The organism is Bacillus sp. FJAT-27231, from assembly GCF_001183975.1.
GTDB lineage: Bacteria > Bacillota > Bacilli > Bacillales > Domibacillaceae > Pseudobacillus > Pseudobacillus wudalianchiensis.
This window is the reverse complement of sequence record NZ_LFZU01000001.1, coordinates 652,096-665,622: the sequence shown is the minus strand read 5'-3', so window position 1 is coordinate 665,622 and position 13,527 is coordinate 652,096. Positions and strand designations below refer to the sequence as shown.

Sequence of the window (13,527 nt, the reverse complement as noted above, 5' to 3'; positions counted from 1 at the left end):
CTCCACAAGAACTAATTTGCCCTGAGAGGTAATAATTTATCCTTTATTTATTAAAAATTTTAAACCAAAAGTGAGCGTCCTCCATCCACAATAATTGTTTGTCCTCGGATCATATAAGCGCCCTCTGAAATCAAGAACATGACGGTATGTACAATATCTTCGATGTGGACAATCCGGCCCGCCGGTGTGTTCACTCTTGCATCTTCTAGTATCTCCTCACGATTCGGGAAGTGCTTCAGCGCCTCTGTATCGATTGCTCCGCCCGATACAGCATTGACTACAATGTTCTTTTCAGCAAGCTCGACAGATAAATATCTCGTCAGTGCTTCCACTGCTGCTTTTGATACGCCAACAGCCGTATAGTTTTTCAAGTAACGAATGGCCCCGAGTGAGCTAATGCTGACAATGCTGCCGCCTCCTGTTTCTTCCATTAAGCGGGCAGCTTCCTGCGAACAGAATAGCAGGGCCTTGCTATTAATATCCATTGTCCAATCCCAGTGCTTTTCTTCCAGCTCCATAATGGGCCGCTGGACACCTGAAGCGGCGTTATTAATTAATACATCAAGCCGGCCGAACTCTTTCTTAATTTCGGCAAACATCGCTTTTACTTTGTCCACATCACCTACATTGGCTTTAATCACGAGTGCTCTTTGCCCTAATTGCTCAATTTCTTGTGCTGTTTCAAGAGCTGCTGTTTTGCTGCGTGCATAATTGACGACAATATCATAACCGTTTCTAGCAAGCTCCAGGGCAATCTGCTTCCCTACCCCACGGCTGCTGCCGGTTACTAGTGCTACTTTTTGTTCCATTATTCTTTCTCCCTTCTGTCTGCTCCATTAAATTGTACGTTCTTAACGGAAAATAGACAATGCCGGCTTCTCACCGGCCCTTTGTCTTTTTCCAAATCTTTTGATGAGAAACAGAAAAAGCATATTCCTCTACTTCTTCTGCTTTTACGACCCGGCTGTTTTCTTTTTTAGGAATAGCAGAGGAAACCGTCCCTTCATACACATCAATATCCCATGTTAAATGAGAAAATACGTGTTGGATTTTAGCAAAAGGTTCTGCTTCTAGCTGAACATCGAGACCATACTCTCGTTTTAAAAAGAGTTCCAGCTCTACTCTTGGGTTTCCCATTCCGCTAAGCTCTGTATTTGGAAACTCCCACAAGTTAGCAAGCAATCCTTCTGGCGGGCGCTTTTGGATGATGACTTCTTCCTTCTCTGTTTTGACAACCGCAGCCGCTAAGTGAACATGGCGCATCGTTTTCTTTTTTGTTTTAACAGGCAGTTCATTGATGGTCCCCTCGTGAAAGGCACTACAATGCTCTCGCACCGGGCACAATAAGCATGACGGTGAAGAAGGCGTACAAATTAAAGCCCCTAATTCCATTAATGCCTGATTAAAGGAGGAGGGGTCTTCTGTGGAAATCAATTGTCGAACCGCTTCCTCAAATACTTTTCGCGAAGACGGTTTTGCAATGTCCTCCCAGATAGATAAAATTCTGGATAGCACTCGCATCACATTGCCATCAACAGCGGGCTCCGGCACACCATAAGCAATACTTAAAATGGCACCGCTCGTATAAGGGCCTACTCCTTTTAAAGAGGAGATTTCTTTTAACGTATTAGGCACTTTTCCCCCGTACCGTTCATGCACTTCTCGAGCCGCGGCCTGCAAATTACGGACGCGCGAATAGTAGCCGAGTCCCTCCCACGCTTTTAATACTTTATCTTCTTCCGCGGCTGCGAGTGCTTCAATCGTTGGGAACTGATCAATAAAGCGCTCAAAATACGGAATCACCGTATCTACTCTTGTTTGCTGCAGCATAATTTCTGATACCCAAATTTTATAGGGATCACGTTCTTTTCTCCATGGCAGGTCTCGTTTCTCTGCTTTATACCACTGAAGCAAATCTTGCTGAAATTGCTGGACGTTTACTTTTTCTACACTATTAAGAGATGGAAAATTCACAACTGACCTCCATAGATGTTAAAATTAGATCAATAAAGGGAATAGTAGAATTTAGAACCAAACGGGCACCATCCGTATTTCGTAAAGGAGGGACGCATTTGGATACTGGAACTCACCTTGTAATGGGATTTGCACTAGGCGGTCTGGCAACACTGGATCCTGCCGTTGCTGCTGAACCGATAACAAAATATGCTGTCATGACGGCTGTAGTAATCGGTTCGCAAGCACCTGATATAGATACAATTTTAAAGCTTCGAAACAACGCTGTCTATATACGCAATCATCGGGGAGCAACTCATTCCATACCTGCGGTTATTTTGTGGCCATTGTTAATTACCGCAGTCATTTACTTTTTGTTCCCGGGAAGCAGCCTGCTTCATTTATGGCTATGGACACAATTCGCAGTGTTTCTGCACGTTTTTGTAGATATATTTAACGCTTACGGAACACAGGCGCTTCGTCCCTTTTCTTGCAAATGGCTGGCCCTTGGCGTCATCAACACCTTTGACCCGTTTATTTTCGCTATCCACGTAGCCGGGCTTATTTTATGGGCCATGGGTGCTCATCCTGGTTACACGTTTTTGGTCATTTACTTAATTTTAATTGGATATTACATTCTGCGCTTTCAAATGCAAGGGGCGATCCGCAACTCTGTTAAAAAGTTAATTCCAGATGCCGAAGAAATTATTATCGCGCCAACCATTCGCTTTAATCAATGGCGCATTGCCGTAAAAGCCCCGGCCCATTTCTACGTTGCCCGCGGATACCGGCGTTCCGTCACCATTCTTGATAAATATAAACGCGTGAAAATTCCTGACTCAGAGTTGTTCCGGGCGGCCAAGAAAAATGAAAATCTTTCAGCCTTTCTTCACTTTTCACCTGTCTACCGGTGGGAAGTAGCCGAATATAACGATTGCTTTGAAGTAAAATTTATCGACCTTCGTTACCGCAACAATGGCTATTATCCATTTGTGGCCGTCGTTCAGCTCGACCTTGATTACAATGTGATCGGCTCTTACACCGGCTGGATTTTCAGCGAGGAAAAGCTGCGGAAAAAGCTGACGTTTATACCTGAGTCTCATTAAAATAAGAAAAGCGGATGCTTGTTAGGCGTCCGTTTTCCTTGTTTTTCAGGAGATATTATAGCATATCATGAATTAGGTTGATTTTATTATGAATCGGGCTAGGTTTATCCCAAACCAAATTAGCTTTATCACGATTCACACTGTTTTTATCAAAAGTTAAGACATTAATAAACCCGCCATCAGGCGGGTTTATTAATGAGCCAGATCACTTTCATCGTCAAGCAAATGACTATATTTAGGATTGCGGCCAGCGAACTCGTGAAGGCGGCTTCCGTAGTTCTCCAACCATTGCCGTACGACTTTTTCGGTCATTTCTTTCCCTTGATAATCATGGCCGGCTTTTGCATAAGTCGTTTCAAAATCCTCCCACAAAAGTTCGATCCATGTACGGGCGCGAGCATGGGATAAACTCTCGTTTTTACTCAGTAAAAGATTCGTTAGACGTTCGAAAATATCTTCCATCTTATCCGCCCTTTCTTTTATATATTATATGCTTAAAGCTTTAGCGTAGAAATCGGCAACCCTTCTTCCTTGCCGTCACCGCCAACGCGGTATCCCCAAGCAAACACGCCGTTCATATAGTCAATTTTAAAATAAGTACCAGGAGCTCCTTTGATCTCATACATCTTTCCGGGAGTAAAATCATCCGGGTTCATTAAATAGGCTTCTGCCATTAAAGCTTTTCTCTCTAGAACGGCAAATTCATTGACGATCCCGAGCTGCTCAGCTTTACGAGCTTTCTCCTTCAGCCGGGCAATTTCTTGCTTCAATTCAAATTCTTCCATTTCGCTATAACGTTTCTGCGGTTCCAATAGTTGCACACCCTTTTTTCCTTCAGTATAGTGAAATAACAGCAAATAAGAAAGCAGAAAGGATGGTTTCCTTGAAAAATTGTTTTATTACTGGCGGCGGTTCCGGCCTTGGAAAAGAACTAGCCCTCTTATATAGTCAAAAGGGCTTTCATATTCACTTAGCGAGCCGCAACACGGACAAGCTGGCCTCCGCAAAAAAAGAAATTGAAGCAGCTGGAGGCCAAGCAACGATTTATTCGCTTGATGTACAGGAGCCTCAAGCAATTGAAGAACTAGCAGCCGCCTTTCAAAAAGACAATCAACAAATAGACCTTTTCATTAATAATGCCGGTGTCGGGATTTTCGGTCCTTTTTCTTCTATCACTATGGAAGATATCGAAACAACGTTTGCCGTTAATGTGTATGCCCCTATTTTGCTAACAAAAGCTTTTCTACCGCTCTTAAGCAGCAATAGCACAGTTATCAATATTATCTCTACAGCGGGACTGCGCGGCAAAAAACACGAATCGCTTTATTGCGCAAGCAAGTTTGCCCTGCGGGGATTTACGGAAAGCCTGCAAAAAGAATATGAAAACGACGGCCTACGCTTCGTAGCAGCCTATATGGGTGGCATGAATACGCCGTTTTGGGACCATTCCGATCATGTGAAAAATCCGGCTGCCCTCCCACACCCAAAACAAATCGCTGAACGAATCGCTCAAGAAGCTGAGGAACAGTGGGAAATCATTATTGAAAGGTAACCCCTATTCTTCCTGCAGCTTTTCGATCGCCTTATCAATTTCGCTAATAGGGAAGCCTTTCCGATAAAGTGTTTGCTTCATCTTTTGTCTATATTCACCGCCGGAGAATTTGCTATAACGGCGGTGAGCTTTTTCCGCCTGATACATAAGCGCTTGCCATTGTTCTTCTTCCTGTTCTTCCGTCTCTGATCCTGCTATCGCTTCTTGAATGATCCCCCAATCGTAGCCCTTCCTCATCAAAGACTGTTCCATTTTTTGCTTCTGGACAACAGGCGATTCTTTGCGATATTTTTGTCTGTATTTCTCAGCGAGCTTACCGGCCTTTTCAATCTGAAGATCTGCTTCAAATGTAGTTAAAGCTTCCTCTATTAAAAAATCATTAATTCCTTTTTCTTTTAACTCCCGCTCAATCAACTTAGGTCCTTTATCTGATGTGTTCACTTGCGTATTAGTATAAGCCTTAGCAAACTCCCTATCATCCAAGTAGCTCATCCTGTATAGCTGATGGACAATTTCTTCGATGGCTTCCTGTTCTATCTCTTTTTTGGCAAGAAACTCCCGTACTTCTTTCTCCGACCTCATTCTCACCGATAAAAAGTGAATCGCCATATTCAATCCTTTACGCATGGCATCCTGACGAGTGATGGCAGCTATCTGCTCATCGGTTAGCTCCATTCCCTTTTTCAAACCAAATTGAATAAGTACAGACTCATCCACACTGAAGGCATATTGTTCATTTATAAATATGTTGTAACGATCTGTAAGCTTTTGTTGAAGAGAAACTTTTGTAATAACCTTCATATTCAACACCTCTCTTTTCTAATGTACCACGAAAATGTTTCCATACCGATTGAATATGGTTACTATAATAAATAAAAAGGATGTTTCAAAGGGCGACCGGGAGGGGTAAAGATGAAAGTAGCCATTGCTGGCGGCACAGGTTTTATTGGAAGAGCATTTATAAACGAATTATTAAAAAATGATCATCAGGTCATTATTTTGACGAGAAGCTTGGAGAATAAAAAAGAAACGAAGAATATCCGATACGTCAAATGGCTTAGCTCTCACTCTGAGCCAGAAAAGGAACTTCAAGATGTGGATGCTTTCGTTAACCTGGCAGGTGAATCGCTTAATAGCGGCCGCTGGACAGACGAACGCAAACGACAAATCATTGAGAGCCGGGTTTCCTCTACTAGAGAAACCATTAGGATTATGGGTGAACTTTTAAGAAAGCCCTCTGTCTTTATGAATGCGAGCGCGATTGGCTGCTATCCTGTTTCATACGAGGAAACTTTTACAGAATCATCAAATACGACAAGCGAAAGCTTCCTTTCCAAAACAGTAGATGTTTGGGAAGCTGAAGCACATCAGGCTGAACGTCTAGGTATCCGTACAGTCATGACACGTTTTGGCGTAATTCTCGGAAAAGAAGAAGGGGCACTTCCGCGGATGGCTTTACCATACAAGCTATTTGTAGGTGGAAGAATCGGTTCGGGAAAGCAGTGGATGTCTTGGATACATGTTCACGATGTAGCACGAGCTCTCCTTTTTATTATGGAGCACCCCCAGATGAACGGGCCTGTTAATTTGACGGCTCCTTCTCCAGAACGGCTAGACACACTGGGAAAAACTTTAGCTGACGTTCTTCATCGCCCTCATTGGCTGCCTGTTCCAGCCTTTGCGATTAAACTTACTCTAGGAGAAATGAGCACCCTAGTCTTAGATGGCCAGCGTGTACTTCCTGAAAAATTAACAGCGCATTCCTTTACTTTTCAATTCCCTCACCTAAAAGAAGCGCTGGAAGACATTTATAAATAGTTGTGCACAAAAATATCCACACCTTGTGAATAGTGTGGATATTTTTTTTGATCTTTTATTTTATCAATCTATTTTTTTATAAGCATGTGGAAAAAGTTATCCACAATATGTGGGTAACATGTGGAAAGATTACTTTTCATATGCATTGGAAGCCGCGTATCGCTCCCAGTTAACTGATAGCTCTAAAGCAACCGATAAAAGAACTCCCATAATTAATCCGTTAGAAAAAAGCGGCTGTACATAAACCGGTAATTGGCTAAAAATAACGGGGTCCACCGCCATCAAGCTAATCCCAGTCAAAACAGGCATTGCAATTCGGAAAATAGTGTTCGAATTAAAAATCGTTCCTTGAAGCGACTGCAGCGCTGTACCAAACAGCTGCAAATAGGCAACGAATAATACAGCATTTCCAATAGTAATGGGCATTGTAGCAAAGAAAGAGCCGACAACCGGTATAAGACCGAGTAAACTAAACAAACCGCCTCCAATCAAGAAAGGAACCCTATCAAGAATACGGGTACTCTCCAAAAAACCGATCGTTGAGGTAAAGGGGGCGTAAGGTACTAGCCCTAAAAAAGAGCCAGCTGCTGTATATAGGCCGGTCAACGTAAATGAACGATTGTAACGAGTTTCCTCCGGCTTGTCATTATATAACCGAGCGGCTGCCTGAATGGAGGCAATGGTATTACTGAGATTGAGCACTCCAGCTATGAATGTCGTCAAAATAATGCCCCACTCTAAATTAGGGGTACCTAGCGGAAACATAGAAAAGGACTGACCGCTCGCCGATAAGGCGGTATCGGCAGGAAATAGTAAATCATATACGATCCAGCCAACTATAATGCCGATTAAAATGGAAAAGTTACTGACAGATCCCTTTCCTTTCACTTTTAATATCGTCACAAGGAGAACAATGCCGACAGACAATAAGCTGACCGGTACATCTAATGTTCCGTCGGGCGTCAGTTTCAGCATACCTGTGAAAAAGATAAAAATAAGTTGAGCAGAAAGCAAAAATAAATATACGCTCATCACCATGGGGGTAAAAACCTTTTGGATGAGAGATGACAGGCCCAATAACCCAGCAGCCACCGTAAAAACAGCTGACGCAATCATCCCAGTGGCAATGCCTCCTCCAATCGTTTGCAGATCCATGCCAAGTGCAGCAGCAGAAGCACTCAGATTCAGTAACAGTCCCCACATAAGTCCCGAATGTCCTTCCATCAGCGGATAACGATGGCCCCATAACCCTTGTAACACACAAGCGGCTCCTGTAAAGATAAGCGAACTACGGAGCGTCATGGCTACTTCTTCCGCTGATAAATCAAATGCGGCTCCTATGGAAACAGGAACAACAATGGTATTCGCAAAAATGAAAAATACCCATTGAATCGCTGCCATGCCAGTTGGAAATGCTCTTAATGCTTTCATTCTATCCTTCCCTTCCTTATCTGTTGTCAGTTAGCTTAGCTTCATTACGATAAAAAAGAAACCACCCCACAGCCCACTCCCCGATGTAGTATATTCACTGTTACTATACGATCGGGAAAGCCCGGTGCTTATGGGATGGTTTTATGTAATAAATTTGCGGTCTTTCCCCGCGAACGGACTGCCGTTTCATTTAATTTTTTGAAGGGCAAAACCCCTTTTCTTCATTAAATAACTAAGAGCTGCTCGGAAAGATAAAAATGTATTTAAATCATCTACGATCGATAAACCCGATTGAATGAGATCTTGAGTAACCGAAGGCGTAAACCCGACAAAAACCGTTTCAACCCCCATTAAATTCAAAGCTTTCCGAAAGTTTTCAATGTACATTCCGAATGCACTTATCTCTCCTATCTCCTTTTTAGAGATAGCGGTAAAGTCAATAATGACGGTATGTAATCCTTCTGTATAAGATAAACGGTAAGCTACTTCATTAATTTTTGTAAAAATTAATTCTAATCGATCTGGGGATAACTTCCCTGTCACAGGCACTAAAATAGTTTCTGGAACGATGGATGGAATAACAGGCACAGAGATTTCATTAATTAACTCTTCACGCTCTTTTAATTGTTGCTTTAAGTCTTTTACTTCTTGTCGCAGTCGATCTATTTCTTTTTCCATAATTCGCATAAACCCCCGTTGTTATTTTGAAAGGCCTGAAACTATCCTTCATTATAGCAAAAAGCATACATAAAAAGAATCCTCCCACCTGGATTTTTGTGGAAGGATTCTTTCTCAATATACTTTTATTCTTTTCACTATCGAATTTCTTTCTTTAACAAACCGACTGCAAAGGCTGTGACGAGCGAGCCAATGGCAACGGCCAGCAAATATAGAAACGGATTGCCTTGAACGATCGGGAACACGAAAATTCCTCCGTGCGGGGCCGGCAAGCCGATGCCAAACATCATCGTGAGCGCCCCGGCAACCGCTGAACCGGCAACGGCAGCTGGAATCACCCGCGCCGGATCGGCTGCCGCGAATGGGATCGCTCCTTCAGTGATGAAGGAAAGTCCCATTACATAGCATGTCTTTCCTGCTTCCTGTTCTTGCTTCGTGAATTTCTTTCTGAAGATGGTTGTCGCAAGAGCTAAGCCAAGCGGTGGAACCATCCCACCAGCCATAATCGCTGCGTGTGGCGCAAAGTTACCAGCATCTATCATCGCAATACCGAAAGTAAACGCTGCTTTGTTAATCGGTCCACCCATATCAATCGCCATCATACCACCAAGCAGCAAGCCAAGAAGAACGAGATTTCCGGTTCCAAGGCCGGATAGAAAACTAGTAATCCCTGTGTTTAACGCTTTCACCGGCCCGATAATCACAAACATCATAATCAATCCTGTAACAAGAATACCTAGTAACGGATAAAGGAGAACTGGCTTTAATCCTTCTAGTGACGTCGGAAGCCCGCTAAGAGCTTTTTTCACTCCAAGCACAACATATCCGGCCAGAAATCCAGCAATCAAGCCGCCGAGAAAACCAGCCTCTCCGTTAGCTGCCATTAAGCCGCCAACCATCCCTGGAGCAAATCCCGGACGATCCGCAATGCTCATCGCAATAAAGCCAGCCAATACCGGAATCATTAGTTTAAAAGCATTGCCGCCGCCAATATCCATTAAAGCTTTAGCAATGGGGTTATACGCCGGATCATTAGGATCAGAAGCGTGAATGCCAAAAATAAAGGAAATAGCGATCAGAATTCCTCCGCCAACAACGAATGGCAGCATATTCGAAACGCCGTTCATCAAGTGTTTATAAAAACCGCCTGTCCGCTCTTTCTTTTCTGTGCTGGCCGGTTCGCTTCCAACAGAATGATCCCCTTTAAATATAGGAGCATCCTGCTGAACAGCTTTTGTAATCAACTGTTCTGGGTTACGTATTCCTTGAGCAACAGGCACTTGAATGACATGCTTCCCTTTAAAACGATTCATTTCCACCTGTTTGTCTGCCGCCACAATAATAGCGGCTGCTTCTTCAATATCCTGAGCGGTCAGCGTATTTTTAATGCCGCTTGACCCGTTTGTTTCTACTTTAATATCGACACCCATTTCTTTTGCCTTTGCTTTTAAAGCATCGGCTGCCATGTACGTATGGGCAATCCCCGTTGGACAAGCTGTTACCGCTAGTATTTTCCCTTTGGGAGAAGCTGTTTCCGGTTCTGCTTCTTCCTCTTCTCCTCCCTGCTCCATTTCATTAATAGCTGCTAACACGTCCTCTTCTGTCTGAGCCGCATCAAGCTTTTGCCGGAAGCCAGGGTCCATTAGAAAAGAGGATAAACGCGATAGCGTTTCCAAATGAGTGTCATTCGCTCCCTCTGGTGCTGCAATCATAAAGAAGAGATGACTTGGCTGCCCATCCAGTGCTTCGTAATCAATTCCCGCTGTTGAGCGGCCAAAGGCAATGGCTGGTGTTTTTACGGCGTTCGTTTTTGCATGAGGAATCGCAATCCCTTCCCCAATTCCTGTTGTACTTTGAGCTTCACGCGCCAAAATGGCTTCTTTATATTGCTGCCGATCATTTAATCGGCCCGCTTGAGCAAGTTTTTCAACGAGTTCATCAATAACGGAGGCTTTATCGGTAGATTGAAGATGAAGGATCATCGTCTCTTTTGTCAATAAGTCAGTAATGTTCATGTTCATACCCTCCTACTCTATTTCCGAAATCTGTACTTTGGAACATAATTGCTCTGCCTTTTCTTTTGTACATAAGTCTTCTGAGAAAGCAGTCGCACTTCCAGCGGCAACACTAAAACGAAAAGCTTCTTGTATCGGTTCTCCCTTAACGTATCCAGCTAAGAACCCAGCAACCATTGAATCTCCCGCTCCTACCGAGTTCTTCACTTGACCTTGTGGCGGCTTTGCAGAAAAAACAATATCTTTATTGACAAATAAAGCTCCTTCTCCAGCCATGGAGATAATGACATTTTCAATCCCCTTTTCCACCAGCTTTTTCGCAAAATGAATCGCTTGTTCTTTCGACTGAATACTCGTTTGAAATAACTCTCCCAGCTCATGATGATTAGGTTTGATAAAAAAAGGCTTGTGCTGAAGCAGCTCCTTTAGTACAGGTCCGCTCGTATCTACAGCTACCTTGATCCCACGTTCCTTCGCTATTTCCATCAGTTGTGTATAATAATTTTTCGCCAAACAAGAGAGAACGCTTCCTGCTAAAAGCAAAATATCTCCTTCATTGAGTCGTTCGACCAGTGCCTTGAACTGTTCACTCTCCTTAAGAGTAACAGTTGGCCCTTGGCCGTTTATTTCTGTTTCTTTTCCTGCTTTTATCTTTACATTAATACGGGTATCTTCTGCCACCCGGATAAACTGATGGCGAATCCCCTCTTTGTCTAGTTCGCTGATAATAAAATCTCCTGTAAAACCGCCTAAAAAACCGAGTGCTGTATTTTCTGCTCCAAAGCGGGTAAGGACTCGAGAAACATTGATTCCTTTTCCACCCGCAAACTTCGATGTGGAGAGAGCCCGATTTAACTCGCCCGGCTCAAAACGATCAAGATGAACAACATAGTCAATTGCCGGATTTAACGTACATGTATAAATCATGCTTCCACTTCCTTTATGCTCGTTTTTTCCTTATATGAATGAAGGAGTTCTTCTTCTAGTTTGTCGGTAATGATCACCGCCTGATTTAAATGAGCAATATGAGCAAATGCGGTTTCATTAAATTTTGATCGATCAGCCAGCACATAGGTCTCTAGCGACTGCTTCATGGCTGTCCGCTTAATGAGTGCTTCTTCCGGATCAGGAGTCGTGAAACCAACATTTAGTTGTATGCCGTTTACCCCAATAAAGCACTTATCAAAACTGTATTGGTTTAATCCATGAAGAGCTCCTTGTCCAATAAGCGCTCTTGTATTCGCTTTCAAAAAGCCGCCTGTCACAAATGTTTGGATTCCCTTTTCAGTAAGTGCTGCTGCATGAGTGATGCTATTCGTGACAACTGTGATATCTTTTTCTTCGATGTGGGGGATCATAGCAAGCGTCGTTGTGCCAGCATCTAAATAAATACAGTCGCCTTTTCTGAGAAATTCTGCTGCATACATAGCGATTCGCTTTTTTTCTTCCGCATGCTGATTCGATTTCTCCATCATGCTCGGCTCTGAACGTTTTTGCTTAATAAGTGCTGCTCCACCATGGACCCTAATCAACTTTTTTTCATCTTCCAACTGACTTAAGTCCCTACGAATGGTAGACTCAGACGAACCGGTTGCTTCTACAAACTCCTGTAGCTTGCGCACTTCTTTCTCTTTCAGCAGCTGTAAAATAAGATGATGCCTTTCTTCCGTTAACAATCCACTCACCCCTCTAAACAACAATTCTGTTTGTATCTTTATAATAAAATAAAAAACCGCCAAATTCAATCATAAACATTCAAAAACAATCAATTCCATTCAAATAAAAAAAACACCGCTATGCTGGCGGTGTAAAGGTAAACGGTGTAGTTTAATAACATTGCGATCTTATATAAGAGCAGCTTTCTTCTTCCACTCATTTAGAACAGCCGGAATAATGAGATACAAAGCATAAGCAAATGACATCCAAACAGTAAAAGCAATGATTTGTGAGTCACTAAGATGGGGGAAAACATCATGATGATTGGCTAAAGAGAACGTATCCAATGTCAGGCCCACAATGGTTCCAATTACCCCAAAGGTTAGAGCTGCATTTTTTGATTGATCGAACAGTGAATACAAAAAGGTAATCATCCATAGTAATAGCGCTGTTCCGCTTATTAATAGCGATAGGCTTATGAAGAAGGAGGCAGAACCTGGGCTGAAAAGAACCCGTTCTCCGAAAAAGACAAAAAACAACGTAGCAAAGAGCCAAACCAACGCACCTAGGCATGCGATCACTACATATCTTTTCATACGCTATCCTTCTCCATTGTCAGGTTACTTAACGAAGTCAGCACTTGTTCAAGTGCTTCATACACTTGCTCAACAGGAAAGTCCTTATTCATAAGTGCCTGTACCGCTAACCCATCTACTATGGCATTCAATAATATAGCCCAGGTTTCCAAAGAAACTCCCTTTATAGGTGATTGAGTCCATACTTTTGCTAGACTTTGAAATAAAGCTTTGTTTTCCTTTTTTAATAGATCCCCAAGCTGCTCTCTCATTTTTTCATTTGTCATGCCTGCAGCCATCAATGTAAAAAATAGTTTATGATAAAATGAGTCGTGACTACAACGGCTTTTAGCAGATGTTAACGCCTGTTTTATCATATTTCCATCGCTTTCTGACAACTCATCCCAAGAACGATCACAAACATCCTTTACAGTATCTACTAATAACTGCTCCTTCGTTCTAAAATGATAGTATACCGTTCCTTGTGTAACACCTGCTCTCTCTGCAACTGCCCTCAAGGTAAACTTTTCAATCCCCTGATCCACCAAACACTCTTTCGCAAAGTTGAGTAAATCTGACTTTTCAATGACATTTGGCTTTGCCATTTTTCCACCTCGCTCAAGTTAGTCGATTGACTAACTATATTTATGAAAAGGTTATCATTTATTATGATTTACCGCAAGGCTTTCTCACAGCCGCTAAAACAAATTTCTTTTATCGTGCCGTTCCATTATAATAAAAGT

Annotated in this window: 15 protein-coding genes; 3 read left to right on the top strand and 12 right to left on the bottom strand. The window is 42.7% G+C overall.

The window, feature by feature from the left end; genetic code table 11:
* Positions 1-59 precede the first annotated feature (59 nt).
* Entirely contained in the window at positions 60-809 is a 750-nt protein-coding gene (gene fabL / locus AC623_RS03095; protein WP_049660469.1) for an enoyl-[acyl-carrier-protein] reductase FabL, read from the bottom strand.
* Positions 810-879: 70 nt separating this feature from the next.
* Positions 880-1,974, bottom strand: a complete 1,095-nt coding sequence (gene mutY / locus AC623_RS03090) for an A/G-specific adenine glycosylase (RefSeq protein ID WP_049660468.1) — start codon at positions 1,972-1,974, stop codon at positions 880-882.
* Positions 1,975-2,072: 98 nt separating this feature from the next.
* Between mutY and AC623_RS03085 the strand changes: the two genes are divergently transcribed.
* Complete coding sequence (locus AC623_RS03085; RefSeq protein WP_049660465.1) at positions 2,073-3,059, top strand: metal-dependent hydrolase; 987 nt, start codon at positions 2,073-2,075, stop codon at positions 3,057-3,059.
* 192 nt (positions 3,060-3,251) lie between these two features.
* Here the strand turns inward: AC623_RS03085 and AC623_RS03080 are convergent, their stop codons facing one another.
* A complete protein-coding gene (locus AC623_RS03080; protein ID WP_049660463.1) occupies positions 3,252-3,521 on the bottom strand; it encodes a YfhJ family protein in 270 nt (89 codons plus the stop codon).
* Positions 3,522-3,553: 32 nt separating this feature from the next.
* The gene (locus tag AC623_RS03075; protein ID WP_231603351.1) at positions 3,554-3,871 is read right to left on the bottom strand and encodes a YfhH family protein; all 318 of its coding nucleotides are present in this window, start codon (positions 3,869-3,871) and stop codon (positions 3,554-3,556) included.
* 71 nt (positions 3,872-3,942) lie between these two features.
* On the opposite strand from AC623_RS03075, the gene AC623_RS03070 reads away from it, so the two are divergent.
* Positions 3,943-4,611, top strand: coding sequence for an SDR family NAD(P)-dependent oxidoreductase (locus AC623_RS03070; protein WP_049660462.1), 669 nt, complete (start codon positions 3,943-3,945; stop codon positions 4,609-4,611).
* A gap of 3 nt (positions 4,612-4,614) precedes the next feature.
* On the opposite strand, the gene recX is transcribed toward AC623_RS03070, so the two are convergent.
* Entirely contained in the window at positions 4,615-5,412 is a 798-nt protein-coding gene (recX, locus tag AC623_RS03065; protein WP_049660460.1) for a recombination regulator RecX, read from the bottom strand.
* A gap of 111 nt (positions 5,413-5,523) precedes the next feature.
* On the opposite strand from recX, the gene AC623_RS03060 reads away from it, so the two are divergent.
* Positions 5,524-6,429, top strand: a complete 906-nt coding sequence (locus AC623_RS03060) for a TIGR01777 family oxidoreductase (RefSeq protein WP_049660458.1) — start codon at positions 5,524-5,526, stop codon at positions 6,427-6,429.
* 129 nt (positions 6,430-6,558) lie between these two features.
* Here AC623_RS03060 and AC623_RS03055 read toward each other — a convergent pair whose 3' ends face one another.
* From AC623_RS03055 to AC623_RS03025, 7 genes are all read right to left on the bottom strand, one after another.
* Positions 6,559-7,860, bottom strand: coding sequence for a uracil/xanthine transporter (locus AC623_RS03055; protein WP_049660455.1), 1,302 nt, complete (start codon positions 7,858-7,860; stop codon positions 6,559-6,561).
* Positions 7,861-8,046: 186 nt separating this feature from the next.
* Positions 8,047-8,538: an STAS domain-containing protein gene (locus tag AC623_RS03050; RefSeq protein WP_049660454.1), complete on the bottom strand. Its 492-nt coding sequence runs from the start codon at positions 8,536-8,538 to the stop codon at positions 8,047-8,049.
* A 137-nt stretch (positions 8,539-8,675) separates the two neighbouring features.
* Positions 8,676-10,553, bottom strand: coding sequence for a PTS fructose transporter subunit IIABC (locus tag AC623_RS03045; RefSeq protein ID WP_049660453.1), 1,878 nt, complete (start codon positions 10,551-10,553; stop codon positions 8,676-8,678).
* Between the two features lie 12 nt (positions 10,554-10,565).
* Entirely contained in the window at positions 10,566-11,480 is a 915-nt protein-coding gene (pfkB, locus tag AC623_RS03040; protein ID WP_049660451.1) for a 1-phosphofructokinase, read from the bottom strand.
* A complete protein-coding gene (locus AC623_RS03035; protein ID WP_049660449.1) occupies positions 11,477-12,229 on the bottom strand; it encodes a DeoR/GlpR family DNA-binding transcription regulator in 753 nt (250 codons plus the stop codon). Before AC623_RS03035 ends, pfkB begins: the two co-directional genes overlap by 4 nt.
* 168 nt (positions 12,230-12,397) lie before the next feature.
* Positions 12,398-12,805, bottom strand: a complete 408-nt coding sequence (locus AC623_RS03030) for a DUF5367 family protein (protein ID WP_049660444.1) — start codon at positions 12,803-12,805, stop codon at positions 12,398-12,400.
* Positions 12,802-13,389: a TetR/AcrR family transcriptional regulator gene (locus tag AC623_RS03025; RefSeq protein ID WP_049660443.1), complete on the bottom strand. Its 588-nt coding sequence runs from the start codon at positions 13,387-13,389 to the stop codon at positions 12,802-12,804. Before AC623_RS03025 ends, AC623_RS03030 begins: the two co-directional genes overlap by 4 nt.
* Positions 13,390-13,527: the final 138 nt, after the last annotated feature.

Coding starts and splice junctions, on each gene's coding strand:
- AC623_RS03060 (WP_049660458.1), top strand. CDS start 5,524: ATGAAAGTAGCCATTGCTGGCGGCACAGGTTTTATTGGAAGAGCATTT.
- fabL (WP_049660469.1), bottom strand. CDS start 809: ATGGAACAAAAAGTAGCACTAGTAACCGGCAGCAGCCGTGGGGTAGGG.
- pfkB (WP_049660451.1), bottom strand. CDS start 11,480: ATGATTTATACATGTACGTTAAATCCGGCAATTGACTATGTTGTTCAT.
- AC623_RS03055 (WP_049660455.1), bottom strand. CDS start 7,860: ATGAAAGCATTAAGAGCATTTCCAACTGGCATGGCAGCGATTCAATGG.
- AC623_RS03050 (WP_049660454.1), bottom strand. CDS start 8,538: ATGGAAAAAGAAATAGATCGACTGCGACAAGAAGTAAAAGACTTAAAG.
- AC623_RS03080 (WP_049660463.1), bottom strand. CDS start 3,521: ATGGAAGATATTTTCGAACGTCTAACGAATCTTTTACTGAGTAAAAAC.
- AC623_RS03025 (WP_049660443.1), bottom strand. CDS start 13,389: ATGGCAAAGCCAAATGTCATTGAAAAGTCAGATTTACTCAACTTTGCG.
- AC623_RS03045 (WP_049660453.1), bottom strand. CDS start 10,553: ATGAACATTACTGACTTATTGACAAAAGAGACGATGATCCTTCATCTT.
- recX (WP_049660460.1), bottom strand. CDS start 5,412: ATGAAGGTTATTACAAAAGTTTCTCTTCAACAAAAGCTTACAGATCGT.
- AC623_RS03030 (WP_049660444.1), bottom strand. CDS start 12,805: ATGAAAAGATATGTAGTGATCGCATGCCTAGGTGCGTTGGTTTGGCTC.